The 17,642-nt window shown below is 46.5% G+C and carries 12 protein-coding genes and 2 tRNA genes; 8 read left to right on the top strand and 6 right to left on the bottom strand.

Going from position 1 to position 17,642, the window contains the following annotated elements:
• Positions 1-75: 75 nt before the first annotated feature.
• Positions 76-1,077, top strand: coding sequence for a DUF3025 domain-containing protein (locus AAJP47_RS11785; RefSeq protein ID WP_346718110.1), 1,002 nt, complete (start codon positions 76-78; stop codon positions 1,075-1,077).
• Between the two features lie 487 nt (positions 1,078-1,564).
• A complete protein-coding gene (acnA, locus tag AAJP47_RS11780; protein WP_346718109.1) occupies positions 1,565-4,402 on the top strand; it encodes an aconitate hydratase AcnA in 2,838 nt (945 codons plus the stop codon).
• Positions 4,403-4,497: 95 nt separating this feature from the next.
• On the opposite strand, the gene AAJP47_RS11775 is transcribed toward acnA, so the two are convergent.
• Both AAJP47_RS11775 and AAJP47_RS11770 read right to left on the bottom strand, forming a co-directional pair.
• Positions 4,498-5,151 (bottom strand): LysE family translocator, encoded by a 654-nt coding sequence (locus AAJP47_RS11775; protein ID WP_346718108.1) that lies wholly within the window; start codon positions 5,149-5,151, stop codon positions 4,498-4,500.
• 258 nt (positions 5,152-5,409) lie between these two features.
• Entirely contained in the window at positions 5,410-6,450 is a 1,041-nt protein-coding gene (locus tag AAJP47_RS11770; RefSeq protein WP_346718107.1) for a hypothetical protein, read from the bottom strand.
• Between the two features lie 422 nt (positions 6,451-6,872).
• Between AAJP47_RS11770 and AAJP47_RS11765 the strand changes: the two genes are divergently transcribed.
• Positions 6,873-7,172: a hypothetical protein gene (locus AAJP47_RS11765; protein WP_346718106.1), complete on the top strand. Its 300-nt coding sequence runs from the start codon at positions 6,873-6,875 to the stop codon at positions 7,170-7,172.
• A 167-nt stretch (positions 7,173-7,339) separates the two neighbouring features.
• On the opposite strand, the gene AAJP47_RS11760 is transcribed toward AAJP47_RS11765, so the two are convergent.
• From AAJP47_RS11760 to gltX, 4 genes are all read right to left on the bottom strand, one after another.
• Positions 7,340-7,415, bottom strand: a tRNA-Glu gene (locus AAJP47_RS11760).
• Between the two features lie 160 nt (positions 7,416-7,575).
• A tRNA-Ala gene (locus tag AAJP47_RS11755) sits at positions 7,576-7,651 on the bottom strand.
• A gap of 121 nt (positions 7,652-7,772) precedes the next feature.
• Positions 7,773-8,138 carry a hypothetical protein gene (locus tag AAJP47_RS11750; RefSeq protein WP_346718105.1) on the bottom strand — a complete coding sequence of 122 codons (366 nt, stop codon included), beginning with the start codon at positions 8,136-8,138 and terminating at the stop codon, positions 7,773-7,775.
• Between the two features lie 144 nt (positions 8,139-8,282).
• Positions 8,283-9,824: a glutamate--tRNA ligase gene (gene gltX, locus AAJP47_RS11745; RefSeq protein ID WP_346718104.1), complete on the bottom strand. Its 1,542-nt coding sequence runs from the start codon at positions 9,822-9,824 to the stop codon at positions 8,283-8,285.
• 378 nt (positions 9,825-10,202) lie between these two features.
• On the opposite strand from gltX, the gene rsmH reads away from it, so the two are divergent.
• The 5 genes from rsmH (at position 10,203) to AAJP47_RS11720 (ending at position 17,640) form a co-directional block, all read left to right on the top strand.
• Entirely contained in the window at positions 10,203-11,219 is a 1,017-nt protein-coding gene (rsmH, locus tag AAJP47_RS11740; RefSeq protein WP_346718162.1) for a 16S rRNA (cytosine(1402)-N(4))-methyltransferase RsmH, read from the top strand.
• 248 nt (positions 11,220-11,467) lie between these two features.
• The gene (gene ftsL / locus AAJP47_RS11735; protein ID WP_346718103.1) at positions 11,468-12,031 is read left to right on the top strand and encodes a cell division protein FtsL; all 564 of its coding nucleotides are present in this window, start codon (positions 11,468-11,470) and stop codon (positions 12,029-12,031) included.
• Positions 12,028-14,127: a peptidoglycan D,D-transpeptidase FtsI family protein gene (locus AAJP47_RS11730; RefSeq protein ID WP_346718102.1), complete on the top strand. Its 2,100-nt coding sequence runs from the start codon at positions 12,028-12,030 to the stop codon at positions 14,125-14,127. The genes ftsL and AAJP47_RS11730 overlap by 4 nt, the downstream gene beginning before the upstream one ends.
• A gap of 85 nt (positions 14,128-14,212) precedes the next feature.
• Positions 14,213-16,075, top strand: a complete 1,863-nt coding sequence (locus tag AAJP47_RS11725; protein ID WP_346718101.1) for a Mur ligase family protein — start codon at positions 14,213-14,215, stop codon at positions 16,073-16,075.
• Positions 16,076-16,185: 110 nt separating this feature from the next.
• Positions 16,186-17,640, top strand: a complete 1,455-nt coding sequence (locus tag AAJP47_RS11720; RefSeq protein WP_346718100.1) for a UDP-N-acetylmuramoyl-tripeptide--D-alanyl-D-alanine ligase — start codon at positions 16,186-16,188, stop codon at positions 17,638-17,640.
• Positions 17,641-17,642 lie beyond the last annotated feature (2 nt).

Raw genomic sequence — 17,642 nt, 5'->3', positions numbered from 1 at the left:
GAGCGGCTCATCTAGCTGTAAAAAAGCGCACCATGATACCATAGACCAGCCACACGTCTAATAGAGATAGTTCATATGACCGCGACTGATTTACCCTTAAATACCCCTTCTTCTGTCCTTAACAATGTCTCTTTTGATGATTTGCCTAGGCTGCATCACCGTTTTGCTGACATCAACTGGCAAGCGCCGTGGCTAAGCCATTTAAACCAGCTAAATTATATGAGCGATGCGGTAAAAAGCTTGAGTGAGCCACATGAACAAAACCATCATAGCGCGCGTGACGATCAGCCAATCGATATCGTCGCGGATCTATTAAACAACGCTTTACTGTTGCGATGCGATAATGCGCCAGAGGGTTTGCCCACCACCAAACCAACGCAAGACGCACAAGCGCAAACGCTCACATTCGTCTCGCAAAATGCCTTGCCCGACGGCGAAGCGTACGAGCACTTTATCGCGACGACGGGCAATATACCCACACGCGATAACTTACATGATTTGTTTAATGGCAGTATTTGGCTGACTTTCCCGAAGACTAAGGCGCTGCTAAATTATTACCATATGTTAGAAATTGCAGCACAGGGGGTTGGCGAGCGTCGAGGACGGGTACGCGATACCATCACTATATTTGATGAAAATGGGGCAGTGCTGGTCACGGCTGATGCGAGTATTGGTGAGGCGTTGATTGGTTTTGATTGGCAGGCAAGTTTGGTTAAACCGCGTGCCAAGTGGGATGACCCAAAGCAAATGGATAGGGATGCGCAAGCGGCGGTATATATCTTTGGTCATGCCTTGCTTGAACAACTGGTGCAACCGCGTAAACCCTTATGCGCCCACAGTATCGTCATTCAAGTGACCCAAGACTTTTTTGCGCTACCGTTGTCCGAGCGTATGGATGATTTGGACAATAAGATGGCCGATTATATGGATAGACTGTTGTCAAAAGATACTGTGACCCCGCGCCAACTTGCTCCATTGCCTATTTTAGGCGTGCCGCATTTTTGGTCTGAAAATGAGCATCCTGCCTTTTATGAGGATACTCATGTCTTTCGTTCAGGTCGCCGCAAAAGACCATAATTTTTAAAAAAGGATTTAGTTGTGCGTAAAACCATACCTCAATCGCTGTACACGACTGGGATAAATTTTTCGTAGCCTCTGTGACCGCAGCAAGCAAGGAAAATTGATACCAGTCGCACGGCACAATTTTGAAAGAGGTTACACTTGGACTTATTGGTCTAATGCACTGTGACGTTTACGATTGTGCCACGATTTGACAACGACTAAACGTTAACAAAACCTTATAGGTTTGTTATGGTAGAGAGAGTAATGGTCAATACGTAAAACAAACCAAAAAGACGCTGGTCTTTTATAAAACTACGTTACCTAATGAATGTTGTACATCCAGTTTTGTGCAGCCAAATTCTACGCTTATAATTTTAAGTCATGATGACTCTGCTATAGCATAGATTCATCACCCCATTAGCCACCAATCATCCGCATAAACGTCGTACGGTTTATGTTCAGATTCGATAACTTTGATAAAAACGAAGATAAGGAAGCTACCATGAGTGACATTTTTAATGTGAAAGATACGATCTCGGTCGATGGCAAGGAACACGCCTATTACAGTTTGCCCAAACTGGCCAAAACCTATGAGAATATCAGTAAACTACCGTTTTGCATGAAAATCGTACTAGAAAACCTACTACGTAATGAAGATGGTGGTCAGTCAGTGGGTGAAAACCATATCGAAGCGGTGGCAAACTGGGATGCAGGCGCTGAAGCCTCAAAAGAGATTGCCTTTATGCCGGCTCGTGTGGTTTTGCAAGATTTCACGGGCGTGCCCTCGGTCGTTGATTTGGCCGCCATGCGTGACGCGGTGGTTGAGCTCGGTGGTAAAGCGGAACAGATTAATCCGTTTATTCCCAGCGAGCTAGTCGTCGATCACTCGGTACAAGTCGATGCGTACGGTCGCGAGGATGCGCTGGATCTGAACGAAAAAATCGAATTTAAACGCAACAATGAGCGTTATGAGTTCCTACATTGGGGACGTAACGCGTTTGAGAATTTTGTGGTAGTACCGCCAGCAACGGGTATTGTGCATCAGGTAAACCTTGAGTATCTAGCGCGTGTGGTCATGGCCGCAGAAGTTGAGGGTGAGCTGACCGCGTATCCTGATACGGTATTTGGTACTGATAGTCATACGACGATGATTAATGGTATTGGCGTTCTCGGTTGGGGCGTGGGCGGTATTGAAGCGGAAGCCGCCATGCTTGGTCAACCATCCTCGATGCTGATTCCGCAAGTGGTTGGTTTTGAGCTGACAGGCAAACTGACTGAAGGGGTGACCGCGACCGATTTGGTACTGCGAGTGGTAGAGATGCTACGTGCTCACGGTGTGGTTGGTAAATTCGTCGAATTTTACGGCGAAGGTCTGCATAGTATGCCGCTTGCCGATCGCGCCACGATTGCCAATATGTCGCCAGAATATGGCGCGACCTGTGGTATTTTCCCGATTGACCAAATGGCGATTGATTATCTGCGCCTGTCTGGTCGTGATGAAGCGCAAATTGAGCTGGTTGAGCAATATGCTAAAGCGCAAGGCTTGTGGCATGATGCCGATACGCCAGCAGCAACATATTCAAGCAAGTTAGAGCTGGATTTATCGTCTGTAAAACCAGCGCTGGCGGGTCCAAACCTACCGCAGCAACGTATCAATCTGTCTGATATGCACGAGAAGTTTGGCGAAACGTTAGAGAAGATGAACAAAGACCGTAAGTCAGAAGTCGAAGGTAAAGTACGCTTTGACCAAGAAGGCGGTGAGCAAGTGCAAGCAGACAATCTCGCTGCTGAACCGAAAATCGAAGTTGATACAAGCGATGATAATGTAAAATATGAGCCTGCCAATAACGTGTTCTCAAACGTGAGTATTGATGATAAGCAGCATAAACTGCGCGACGGTTCAGTGGTCATTGCCGCGATTACGTCTTGTACCAATACCTCTAACCCAGCGGTCATGATCGGCGCAGGTTTGGTGGCCAAAAAGGCAGCCGCCAAAGGTCTAAAAGCCAAGCCATGGGTAAAAACGTCCTTAGCACCTGGTTCTAAAGTAGTCACCGATTACCTAGAAAAAACCAAACTAATGGATGAGCTGGAAAAAACAGGCTTTTATTTAGTTGGTTATGGTTGCACCACTTGTATCGGTAACTCAGGCCCGCTTCCTGAAGCCATCGAAAAAGGTATTGAGGAAAACGACTTAGTCGCCGCTGCTGTATTATCAGGTAACCGTAACTTTGAAGGCCGTATCCACTCGCACGTCAAAGCCAGTTACTTGGCATCACCGCCGTTAGTAGTGGCTTATGCGCTGGCAGGTACGGTTGATATCGACATGACGACGCATCCAATTGGTCAAGATCAGGACGGCGATGATGTCTTCTTAAAAGACATTTGGCCCACGTCAGATGAGATCAATGAGCTGATTGCGAACAACATTGACGCGGATATGTTCCGTAAAAACTATGGCGAAGTGTTTGAAGGTAGCAAAGCTTGGAACGCTATTAGCTCAGCCGACAGCCAGTTGTATCCGTGGAGCGAAGAGTCAACCTACATCAAAAACCCACCGTTCTTTGATGGCATGACCATGGAGCCAGAAGGTATCCCAGATATCAACGGGGCGCGCATTCTAGGATTGTTCGGTGATTCAATCACCACCGATCATATCTCACCCGCCGGTAATATTGATCCTGATTCACCAGCGGGCAAGTACTTGCAAGAGCGCGGTGTGATGCAAGCCGACTTTAATAGTTATGGCTCACGTCGTGGTAACGATGCGGTTATGACGCGTGGTACTTTTGCCAACATCCGTATCAAAAATACGATGATGGGCGGCAAAGAGGGCGGCTACACGTATTATTTCGAAGGTGATAACGCGACGCTACAAGATGGCGAAGAGATGCCTATCTATGATGCGGCCATGAAGTACAAAGAAGACAAGCGTCCGCTCGTGGTATTAGGCGGCGCCGAGTATGGCTCTGGCTCTAGTCGTGATTGGGCTGCTAAAGGCACGATCTTGCTTGGCGTCAAAGCGGTATTGACCAGCTCGTTTGAGCGTATTCACCGCTCGAACTTAGTGGGTATGGGTGTATTACCGTTGACCTTTAGAGAAGGTGAAAACGCTGCTACTTACAAGCTTGACGGCTCAGAAGTGCTGAGTATCACAGGCCTGGATAATGGTAATAGCAAGACTGCGACCGTCACGGCTACTCGTGCTGATGGTTCAACTGAGACCTTTGACGTCAACGTGATGCTACAGACACCCAAAGAGCGCGAATATGTGCGTCATGGCGGTGTGCTCCATTATGTATTACGTCAATTGGCGGCTGAGAGCAAAGAAGCAGGCTAGTAGTTAGTTAAGCTAAATCATAAAAAAGCCCAATCCTCTCTAAAATAGGGGATTGGGCTTTTTTATAACATATATTTTTGTCGTTACTTGAGCATTCAACCCTTCTCAGCCAATAACTTAATCCCCAACCCAATAAACACCACACCACTGATTTTATTTAATATCGTTTCAACAGAAGGGTTTTCTCGCAATTTTTTGCTGAACCGAGCGGCCAATAGTGCCAAACAAGTACACCATACTAGACCAGTACTCGCAAAGGTCAGTCCCAATATCAAAAATGACAGCGTGCCATAAGCGTAATGAGTGTCAATAAACTGAGGAAAGAAGGCGATAAAGAACAAGGCAACCTTTGGATTAAACACGTTGGTCAATACACCTTGTTTATAGATTTGCCAATGGTCGACCTTGTATTGATTGAGAGTCACTTTATCCTTGGAAAAAGTATTTGCTATGGCGTTTGATGGTTTGCTTAGTAGCATTTTTAGACCCAAATAGCATAAATAAGCGGCACCAATATATTTTACGATCATAAAAGCCATAGGGGAGCTGGCTAGCAATACGGATAGCCCAAGCGCCGCCAATAAAGTATGTATCAAACTGCCCGAAGTAATACCCAGCACAGAGTAAAGCCCCGCTTTCTGTCCTTGTGAGACACTGCGAGTAATGATATATACGCTATCTGTGCCGGGCGTCAGGTTTAACAGAACGGCAGCTAAGATAAACCCTAGATAATTTTCAATACCGAACATAGCAAACCACTTCCTTCAATACTTCATACTGTAAGCGTAGATAATAGAGAGTCCCTAGAACCTCGATATTAGCCAATATTAAATGCGTTAGCAATGATATCGATAGTGACAAAGCAGTAAAAGCAAATTTAAGACACATTTAAAATAGCACACGTCAAAAAGCCCAGTCCTCATATGAAGACTGGGCTTTTCTTTATCTAAGATAAGTCTTTTATTACTTCAACTTATACTGTCCTAGCGAACATGTTAGCGAACCTATTATCTAACGTTGTCACCTAACGTCACGATAGGCTTGTCTAAGCGATATTTTGACGCGGCACTTCTTGCACCCATTGTCGCTGCAATGAAAGTCAATAGCGTGCTGATTAACCAAAATAAACCACTGTATAGTGCCGCTTTACGAGCCACATCTTCAGCTTGTTGTAATCTCATTTCAGCTTCTTGTCTTGCATCAGCAATGGTCTGCTCAGTTTGTACTCTATATTCGTTAAATGCCTGTTGCACCTCAGTACGGACTTCGATGGCTTGCGCTTCTGTTAAGCCTTCTTGTTGTAGACGCGTGATCATCTCAGGGCCTTCTAGCGTTTGTTCAATAGAGGCCATGCGTTGTTTTGCATAGTCATCAATGTTGCGCCATGTATTGATATCCGTAAAGTCCATGTTTTGAACTTGAGTCTTAGTGCTATTTACCATGTCTTCAACCACACGGCTGGTCGCGGCAACTTGCTGTTGATCCAGGTTCTGCGTGTTTTTTGCAACCATTGCTTGGATATCTGATTCGCTAATGTCGCCTGATACGCGCTGATAAATTTCTTGCGCTCTTTGTTGTACCGTATTATTTTGTGACGCTTGACCCGCAGCAGTTGCACCAACGGTGGCGGTAGTTGCTGCCGTGCTAGCGACGGTACTAACAGTAGAACCTACCGCATTACCCGCGGTTGCCAAGATACCAGTGGCGCTGCTCAAGGTAAAAAAAGTCGTTAACAATACGATCAAAGCCGCAGTTAACATACCAGTCAAGGTGGCATCTTTTGGGTCAATGTCCGTACCATCGCCGAACAAGGCTTCTGGGGCTGAAAATTTGATCGCAAAATGGCCCGCCACAAAGGCACTGACTAAAGCCGTAATCGCGGCATAAATACCGCCAGCAATACTGGTGCCTTTTAGATCAAATGGTAAAAACGAGCTGAGCACCAAAGCAAGTGCAATCATCGCCATGACAACGATCATGCCCATGACAAGGCCGGCAAGCACACCGCGCCACGATGGACGTCGTTGGGGGGTATAAGTAGACAACATAATCCTTCCTCTTTAAGTAACTAATCTTGCATTATGTTTTTGGCATTACGATGGCTTGAAAATAAGATTGCCAGCGGCATCATGCCAAAGATGACCAATAATGAATATAAGGACAGGATAAAGAAAAACAGGCAGCATTTATAATACTGTTAAGTAGAGAAGATTAAGGATTGTGTAGAAGAATGTTAAACTAAGTGACAAGACAGACAGTATGTAAGAATGTGTAATTAAATTATGTTAAAAGTCTTTGTATTGAAGGTTAACTATAGATAAGTATTTAATAACAGACGAGTTTGAGTGATAAAACATGGCAAATTAATTTCTATAAAATGGATAAAGCGATAATATCTTATCTAAACTGCTATCATAATTTTTTAAACCCTAATATTTTAATAGAACATTTGTTTATATAAAGGTTTAAAATGAAACGGTTGGCTCATACATTCTCTTTGTCAGCTTTCGCCATTATTATCGGTATGAGTACCGCTCACGCCGAGAGGGTGTGTAAAGTCACAGATCCGACTGGCACGCCACTCAATATTCGCGAAAAACCCAATGGCAAGATCATCAATAAATTGCGTAATGAGCGTGAAGTTTATATTACAGACGCAGATTACGATAGTAGAGGCCGTCCTTGGGTCTATTTAGAAGGTTATTACCAAGGAGAGTACAGACAATGGGGCTGGGCAATTCGAGAGTTTGTCTCTTGCTATGATCGTTAGTGTGGTGGTGATAAATGAGCTGTCAGAGACTTCTAGGACAATGTTGACGGACAAAAATAACAGCCATAAAAAAGCCCAGTCACCGTATGATGACTGGGCTTTTTTATTGTTCGCTTATTAGTCTGATCTGATGCTAAGCAAAAGTGCTAATAAGTGACGCCGAATAGTGGCGTCCCCAGGGGGATTCGAACCCCCGTTACCGCCGTGAAAGGGCGGTGTCCTAGGCCTCTAGACGATGGGGACGCATAGAGTGTTATAACCAAAAAGGCTACAACGGTACTTCACAATATCAGATAGCTTATCTATTAATAATAGAGCAAGCCTTGCCTAGGTGCTGATATCGTCCTACTAGCGAGTATTTATTATCAATGTTCAGTCAGACTGAGCATTGCTATAAATAAGATGGTGGAGCTAAACGGAGTCGAACCGTTGACCCCTTGCATGCCATGCAAGTGCTCTACCAACTGAGCTATAGCCCCTCGCTAAGAGTGAGCACATTTTAGGGAAGTGACAGGGGTATGTCAACACCTATTTTAAAAAAAACCATAAACATGCAAAAAAATATGCAAAAAGCGAGTTTAACTCCCTAATGAAGCTAAATTAGCGTGGATTTTGCCTAAGAGCGATCTCTTTAATGGCTTTATCGGTATGAAATTCCTCTTCAGTGTCATCAGAAAAAATAATGACACCGCATTCAGTGGGCATATATTGACCACCTTTCTCTTGGATCGTTCTTATACCTTTAAAGCCAACAATGTCACACTCGCTCAATTTATCCAGATTATGCTTGGTATAGCGACAATAAGTGGTGTATATCCATTTCAAATCTTCAAAATCCTGCCCGGTGGTTAGGGTAAGGTTTGCTTCAAAAAGTTCTTTAACGATGTCATCATAGTATCGTTGTGCGTGTTTTAGGGTCGAAAACACGTGGTCTTTACTTTCTATCGTGACGGTTTTGGCAGCCATGTTTATTTCCAGTTAAAATTTTGATGGTATGGGAGTAGTCGTACTTACTAACAACGAAAAAAGGGTCAGAACTGGCCTGACCCTCCTCAATACGACAAGTTTAGCTAATTGAATTTTTAGCAGATAAGTTATTCAGCGTCTAAATTATTCAGCCGCCAAAAAGTCTGGTAATTCTGCCGCTTGCTTCTCTAACTTTTTCAGTTTCTTTTTACCCAGACCGCCAAGTACATCAACCGCGTGACGCAAGCGCGTCAACGTCATATCTGCGCCAATAATTGCCATAGAGTTCATGACGGGCGTCGATGACGTGCTACCAGCAATGGCGATGAAGAATGGTGCCATAAAGTCACGCATTTTGATATCTAAGTGCGCGGCGAGCCCTTTTAGCGTGGTATAGATGTTTTCTTCTGACCATGTTGGTAAGGTTTCCAGCTGCCACAGCGCCAGTTGCAGCATCTCGATGATTTGTTCAGGCGTTAGCGATTTATGCGTAAAACTTTCAGCAGTGATCTCTGGTAGATTTTGGAAATAGAAACCACCCCAGTTGACCGCATCAGAGAGCAGCTCGATACGCGGCTGAATCGCAGCTGCAATGGCAGTTAATTTATCGCTGTCATTGGCCCACGCAAGGATTTTATTTTTCAGCTCTTCAGGCGTGAGGGCGCGTAGCCATTCGGCGTTGAGCCAGTTTAGCTTTTCGATATCAAAGATTGGGCCACCCAATGACACGCGTTGAATATCAAAGCTGGCAATCATTTCTTCCAACGTGAACTGTTCAGCGTCATTGGGCATGGAGTAGCCCATACGGCCAAGATAGTTGAGCAATGCCTCAGGCAACACGCCTGCATCACGGTAGTAAGTGATCGACGTTGGGTTTTTACGCTTAGACAGTTTTGATTTGTCAGGGTTACGCAGTAGGGGCATGTGGCAAAGCGTTGGCATCTCCCACCCAAAATAGTCATACAGCAGTTGATGCTTGGGCGCCGAGTTGAGCCATTCTTCACCGCGCATGACGTGGGTGATTTCCATCAAATGATCATCGACGACGTTGGCCAAATGATACGTTGGCATACCGTCCGTTTTTAGCAATACTTGCATGTCCACTTGCGTCCAAGGAATCTCAACCGTACCGCGTAGCATGTCGTGTACTTGGCAGACGCCGTCGGTTGGTACGCGCATACGAATGACGTGTGGTTTGCCCTCGCTAACCAATTGCGCAGTTTTCTCTGGTGCTAGGTGCGCGCAGCGACCATCGTAACGTGGCGTCTCGCCATTGGCCATTTGCTCAGCGCGCATGGCATCCAGCTCTTCGCTGGTACAAAAGCAGCGAAACGCATGGTCAGCGTCGATCAGTTGTTCAGCGTGTTTTTTATAAATGTCACTACGCTCGCTCTGACGATAAGGCGCGTGTGGTCCACCAATATCTGGGCCTTCGCTCCAATCCAAACCGACCCAATGCAGGGCGTCTAAAATCATCTGCTCTGATTGCTCAGTCGAGCGCGTTTGATCGGTGTCTTCAATACGTAAGATAAACTCACCGCCATGCGCTTTGGCAAAGGCTAAGTTAAATAGGGCAATGTAAGCGGTTCCCACGTGAGGAAAACCCGTAGGCGATGGGGCGATACGCGTGCGCACTGGGCGTGTGTTGTTGGTAGCCGTCGTTGATTGAGTCGATGTTTGCATCATAAAAATCTCAGAATGTGGTGATTAAAGAAAAGGGATCAATAAAAATGTGAATAAAGAAGATGACTAAAAAATACAGGTGAAAGAATAGAAGTCAACATTGAAAAATAGCGTAAAATATCGCCTTAGTATAACAGACAGACGGGTTATTTTTAATGAAAAGCCTGTCTAGAGCTTGACTCGCTGTGTATCCTTGCGATAATAACGATAAGCGAGCCATAACTTGTTTATTTTCATCTGATTTTTTACTATTACTGGCCAATACGGCCGTCATCTACTGAGTTGTTTGTGTCCCTATCTAATTCTAAGTCAAATACTAACGCCAACCTGTCTTCACTTTCTGACGAAAATGATGCTGCTCACACTGACTCGGCGTCAGCGATAGACTCTGTTACGTCTGATACGCCAGAGTTTGTTCACGATGCGGTACTCTTACCAGAAACCGTTGCGGCAGTACTGGGCGTCAAATCCTTACCAACCACAAAAGAGGGCGCCGCTGCTCAAAACAGCTTACAGGCCAGCGGCATCTATGTGGATGCAACTTTCGGGCGCGGTGGTCACAGCCGCTTGTTATTGAGTCAGCTTGCCGATGATGCGCAGCTGATTGTCTTTGATAAAGACCCGACCGCCATTGGTGTTGCCAAAGCGCTGGCTAGCACGGACAGCCGCGTGCATGTGGTACATGACAGTTTTGCGACGTTGACGAGTAGTCTGGCGGGGCTTGGTATCACGCAAGTTGATGGATTGATGGCGGATTTGGGGATCTCCTCACCGCAAATCGATGATGGCAGTCGTGGTTTTAGCTTTATGCGTGATGGCGCAGTGGATATGCGTATGGACACCAGCCGTGGTCAGTCGGTTGCTGAATGGCTTGAGCGCGTTGATGATGAAACCTTGGCCAATGTATTATATGAGTTTGGCGAAGAACGTCACAGTCGCCGCATTGCGCGCGCCATCAAACAGATGGACAGCTATGATTCGACGCTTGAGCTGGCAGAAGTAATTAAAGTGGCGCATCCCAATTGGCAGCGCGGTAAGCATCCAGCGACACAAAGCTTTCAGGCCATGCGTATTTTTATCAACAATGAGCTGGGCGACGTTGATGATTTTTTAGAACAAAGTATTCCAATTTTGAAATCGGGTGGACAGCTGGCGGTGATTAGCTTTCATTCGTTAGAAGATCGCCGTATCAAGCAGTTCTTGCAGCGTCACAGTAAAGGGCAATATCCAGAAGATGAGAATTTGCCGATGCCGCCCAAACGTCCGCGTTACTTTAGCAAACCCAAACGCGTCGGCCCAAGTAGTGCTGAGACCAAGCAAAATCCGCGCGCTCGTAGTGCGTGGCTGCGCATGGCAACGCGGACTGATAGCGAATATTTACCGGATGCGGGACAGTAACTTGTCTGTGGATTAAGTACAGCAGTAGCAGCGACAGTAATAGAAAGTTGGTTTTTTATAGACTTGGTACGACCAAATATTTCAATGATTACGCGGCTGTTAAAAAGCTGTAAACATTATCTGCTAGGCTCGGCAATTACTTTTTTAATTGGTTTTATTGATTGATGGTGCGTATGGCTTATGAGGGTTTTATGACCCACAAACCGTTGTCGCTTTTTATATTTTAACGTTCACTTTTTGAGATCGTCATGGCAATATCTGACAAACCTGCAAACCATCGTACCGCAATGTCCCCGAATGCCGATGTTGGCGAATTATTTGTGCGCCGATTTAATGTGGTCAGTATTTATGTGGTCGTATTATTGCTACTAGCAGCGGCCATTATTTGGAGCGGGATCAAAACTGCTGAAGGCGTTCAACAATATCATCAGGATTATAAAGCCTTGCAAGACATGAAAAAACAAGAGCGCAAACTACAAATTGAACATCAGCGCTTGCTTATTGAGCAGCAGACATTTAGTGCAACCCCGCAAATTGCCAGCCGCGCTGTTGCTGATCTGGGTATGTTTTCGCCCACACTCGAAGACAAGCTGATTATCCAACCTGGGGTAGCAGGCGCCGCCGTACCTGTCGCGCCAGACTCTAATGGCTCGACTGCTGTCGCGGCCAACGATTCAGATATGATCGGTACAGAAAGAGCCAGCAATGTCCCGCCTACGGTATCTCCTGAAAACGAACCTGTTGAAGCCGAATCTGCTGCAATGAATGAGTCTGCTCCAAGCGATGCCGGCCTAACGGAGGCAGGACAATGAGCGATAAAAAATCCAATGGTGGTAAGTCTACCGCAAAAAACACGCCAAAAAAGCCTGCTGCTGGTAAAGTGACCAAGCCTCTAAGGCGGGCAAGTGCCGCCAAATCAGGACAAACCAATAGTAAAGCCGATCCCAAATCCACCAATAATCGCAAAGCCAAGCTGTTTGAGCGCCTAAAAAAGAATGATGAGGCGGGTGCCTATACCAGTGTCAAAAACGCAAAAAGCAAAAGAGGGTTTTTGGGTAAAGCGTCTGGGGCGTCTTCTCGCGGCGGCTTTGAGCAAGACAAAAACCGCTTTCGCCTGATTTGGGTCATCTCTTTGGTCATCTTGGGTCTGCTCATCTCCCGTGCTTACTATCTACAAGTCGCCAATGCTCAGTTTTATCAAGACAAAGGCAATGAGCTGATCACTAGCGTGCGTACGCAAAAATCTTATCGCGGTATGATTACGGATCGCAATAATTTGCCATTGGCCATTAGTGCGCCTTTGGCGACCGTCACCTTTAGCCCGCATGATTACGCCCGCGAGTACTATGAGCTTAAGCGTATTATCCTCACCAACCCAGATAGCCCGCAGCTGGTCGCGCGTATGCAAAAGCGCTTGGACAATATGGATTTAACGCAGTTGGCAGTCGCGGCCAATGTTTCGGTTGATGAGCTCAAAAAAGTAACCGCCATTGATCCTAGCGTCGATGTCACAGACGAAGAAGCGGTCAAGGCGGCGCTACCAAAGGGAGCAGGCTCGCATTATTTGCCCTTATTAAATAAAGTGACACCAGAGATTGCTCAAAGCGTCAGCTCGCTTGATTTTCCGGGAGTTTATGAGAAAAACTTCTTTCAGCGTTACTATCCGCAGCCGCAGCCAAACGCTCAGCTTTTAGGATTTATGGGTCAAAACTCAAAAGATCCTGAAGGCGGTTATGAAGGGCGTGCAGGCATTGAACGTCAACACGAAACTGAGCTGGCAGGCTCAGATGGTAAAGTATTGGTATTAAAAGATGCCAAACAAAACAGCCTCAAAGAAATCAAGCAGGTTGAGCCTGAAGTGGCGGGCAAAGATGTGGCATTGACCATTGATTCGCGTTTGCAGTATTTGCTTTATAAAGAGCTGGAAAAGGCGGGGCGTCTGCAAAAAGCGCGCTGGTCTACTGGTATGATCGTCGATGTACAAACGGGCGAGGTGCTGGCTTTATCAACATGGCCGTCATTTAACTCCAATAATCTGAATGAGATGACGGGTGAAAACCAGCGCAACCGAGCGCTGCTTGATGTGTTTGAACCAGGTTCGGTGATGAAGCCATTTACCGTGGCCACTGCTTTAGATTCAGGAAAATATACGCCGACCTCTTTGATTGACACTAATCCTGGCTCTATTCGCGTTCGTGGTTATACCATTCGTGATCATAACAATTTGGGCGTGATTAACTTGGCAACATTGTTACAGAAATCCAGTAACGTGGCCTCTACCAAGATTGCACTATCGTTACCACCTGACGCCATTAGTAACATGCAAAGACAGTTTGGCTTTGGTAAAAAAACCCCGCTACAGTTCCCAGGGGAAGGTAGCGGTATGATCGTCACGCCAAAAGAGAAAGAGACGGCAAGACGCGCAACCGTCAGTTATGGTTATGGTTTACAAGTGACGTTGGCTCAGGTGGCGCAAGCTTATTCAGCGTTGGCAGCAGGCGGCGTCATACATCCATTAACTCTGATCAAAGGCGATAAGCAGCCAAGCAAACGCATCATGGCTCATGATGAGGCAATGTCTATCGTCCAAATGCTAGAAAGTGTCACCGCAGATGGTGGTACGGCGAAAGCGGCGGCTATCGATGGTTACCGCGTCGCAGGTAAAACAGGGACATCACGCCGTATTAATCCAGAGGGCGGTTACTACTCTGACCAGTACCGTAACGTCTTTGCTGGTATAGCGCCTGCGTCCAATCCAAGATTGGTCGGTGTGATGCTCATCGAAGACCCACGTGGTCAGTTTTATGCAGGTCTAACCGTGGCACCTGTTTTTCATAATGTTATGAAAGAGGCACTGCGTTTATATAACGTGCCTTTGGACAAGCCATTAAAGACCGAAGCTCAGTAGGCAGTAATAGCAGGTTTTTAAGTATGTCGTTATTTAGGTTTAGCCACTCACTCTTTGATTTGTTTTAACCGTTTAGGATTTGCCAATGACCATGTCGACCTCATCGCTAAGCCATGCCAATGCTACTGTCACTTTGCAGCAATTGATGGATGCCAATAGTAGCCACATTGGTAGTTATAAAAACCGTTTGCATCAAGCACTCATAGCGATGACAGAAACTTCCAAAACCTCATCTGTACAAAACCTGCCCAATCAAAAAGACGCAATCGCTAACATTCCATTTCACCAGTTTTGTTTAGACAGCCGCAAGCTAGCGGCAGGTGATGTGTTTATCTTATTAAAAAGCCAAACGTCAAACTGTCAAAAAAGCCGTGACTATCTGTTGCAAGCCGCTAAACAGGCTGCGTTTATTTTGTCAGAAGTCGATCCTGTCGCTTTGCTTACGAGCGCCCATGTGCCTCCGCATACCCATATTGCTTTGACAGAAAATCAGCCACAAGCGGTCGCAGAGCAGCAGCTCGCCGCCTTGCCTTGTCCTGTTTTATACGTTCCCAATATCCGCGACTTTTTGGGCAATTTGGTACAAGTGCGTCTGCAATATCAGCAGCCAGTGATCTTGCCAACCGTCGTGGCAGTGACAGGTACCAATGGCAAAACCACCATCAGCCAGTTGGTGGCACAATTGACGCAATTGACAGGCATGAGCAGTGCCGTAATGGGAACAGCGGGCAATGGTAAGCTTGGCGAATTGGTTCAAGCCAGCCACACGACAGGTGATGCGTTAGCCGTCCAGCAATTCTTATATCAAATGGGCAGCGAGGGCGCAGAGCTGCTGGCATTAGAAGCAAGCTCGCATGGTCTCGATCAGCAGCGTTTGCAAGGTATGCCCGTGTCGGTCGCGATTTATACCAACTTGAGCCGTGACCATTTGGACTATCATGCCGATATGGTAGAGTATGCCGCTGCCAAGGCTAAGCTCTTTGATAAAGCCCATTTTCCAGAGTTGACCCATGCCATTATCAATCTTGATGATGAATATGCCCAGACGATGCTCGATATGGCACATGCCAGTGATTTGACCGTATGGACTTACAGTTTAGACCCCTCTAAGCCTGCTACTTTTGTGGCCGCTGATATTTACCCGAGTTTACAGGGTGTCAACATTGCACTGCGTTGTGATTTTAATGATAGTAATGCTGGAGACGTTGTTAAAGACAGAAACAGTTTTAAAGACAAAGAAGATGTTAAAGACCGAGACGTTGTTAAAGACCGAGACAGTGTTCTTATCAATGAGGCTTCTGATCATACCGAGCAAAAGATTGATAATATAAGTATCATCAGCCCACTATTGGGGCGCTTTAACGTGGCCAATTTGCTGGCGGCGCTTGCAGCGACAGTGGCTCTTGGCACAGATGTAGACAGAGCTATTGAGCGGATGGCTGCTGTTGTTCCGCAGTTACAAGGCGCTGTTGGACGTATGCAGCGCGTGCCCTCTCATGATGGCTGCTTTATTGTGGATTATGCGCACACGCCTGATGCCTTACAACAAGTTTTGGCCAGCCTTAAAACCCATTGCGACGGTCAGTTGTGGGCAGTGTTTGGCTGCGGCGGTGACCGTGACGCAGGCAAACGCCCATTAATGGCACAAGCAGGTTTGGTAGGGGCGGATCAAGTCATACTCACGTCGGACAATCCGCGTACCGAAGACCCCAATACGATTTTGCAAGACATGCAAGCGGGAATGAGTGCCGAGCAATATCAGCGAACGCACATTGAGCCTGCGCGCCAAAGCGCCATTGAGTATGCCGTTAGCCAAGCGGCAGCCGATGATATTGTGGTGATCGCCGGTAAAGGTCATGAGACCTATCAAGAGATCAACAAGGTGCGCTATGATTTTGATGACAGTGTCATTTTGCAAAATGCGCTTAAGCAGGCGGGACGATTATAAACAATAGCGGTGGTCATTCAATAACGATAATCGATTTTTAGTTTGTTTGACAACATACCCTAATCCATCCAAATATAAGAAACAAGTCATCATCATATAAGGTAATCACTATGACAGCCGATAACGATAATACCATCCAGTCACAAGGGCTGTATGTGTGGCAGGCAGACAATTTGCTTGCAGCCACACAGTCACTTGATGGACATTGGCAACGACCTGACGAGCCAGTGAGCGCAGGGCAATCTGAGCCAGCAAACAGTGCTGTCATCAGTAACCGCATTGCCACTGATACGCGTACCATAAAAACGGGTGATATCTTTTTGGCGTTAAGTGGTGACAATTTTGATGGTCATCATTACATCAATATGGCTGCATCGAAAGGGGCCGTTGCGGCTATCGTCTCTCGGCCTATTTCTACCAGCATTCCGCAGCTGGTGGTGAGTGACACCCGTTTGGCGCTTGGACTACTGGCCGCTTATCGCCGTCAGCAGCACAAGGATCTGACGGTGATTGCCATCACAGGCTCCAGTGGTAAGACCACTTGTAAAGAGATGCTTGGTAGTATCTTTGGGCGCTTAGCACCGACATTGATTACCCGTGGCAACCTAAACAATGATCTGGGTGTACCCATGATGCTGCTTGAGTTGTCCGATCATCATCGTTATGCCATTTTAGAGTTGGGTGCCAATCATATTGGCGAGATTGCCTATACCACTGAGATTGTTCAGCCTGATGTGGCGTGTATCTTAAACATTGGCACCGCCCATTTAGGGGAGTTTGGTAGCCGCGAAGGCATTTGCCAGACCAAGGCGGAGATTTACCATACGCTGAGCGATACTCAGTTTGCCATTGTTCCTGACAAAGACGATTTTACCAATCAGCTACGCCGTATCGCCGAAAAATACACGCCAAATGTCATCGGTTTTGGTAATACTGATGTGAGTGCCAGCCACTTAGACGTAGAGCCTGAGCGCAGTGAATTCAAACTGCACATCGGCAATCAAGTGCACGACATCAGTTTGCCGCTCGCAGGCGAGCACAATGTCAATAATGCTCTAGCGGCGGCCGCTTGCGCCCATGCGTTAAATATTGACGCTAAAGACATCGTTATTGGGCTTGAAAACTCGCGCCCTGCCAAAGGTCGCTTGAATAGTCAGCTACTGGGTATGCATCGTTTGATTGATGATACTTATAATGCCAATCCACATTCGGTACGCGCGGCGGCAAAAGTATTGGCCGCGCAAACGGGCATACAGATCATGGTATTGGGCGATATTGGTGAGCTCGGCGATGCGGCAGTGAGCGAACATCAGAGCTTGGGACGTACCATCGCCACTACGGGTATCGATGTGCTGCTTTGTGTGGGTGAGTATGCGACTTATACCGTCGCTGGGGCGCAAGAGATTTCGAATATTAATGCGCAGGCGTTCACGGATAAAGAGCGTTTGTTCAAGTATTTACAGCCGTATCTACAAGCTCAGCAAGCTCAGCCTTGTACGGTATTATTCAAAGGCTCTCGTTCCATGAAAATGGAAACCCTTATCAATGCGCTAGTCGAGGAGTAGGC

Origin of the sequence: Psychrobacter halotolerans, from assembly GCF_039680845.1 — a bacterium.
Taxonomy (GTDB): Bacteria; Pseudomonadota; Gammaproteobacteria; order Pseudomonadales; family Moraxellaceae; genus Psychrobacter.
This window is presented reverse-complemented; position numbering and strand designations above follow the sequence as displayed.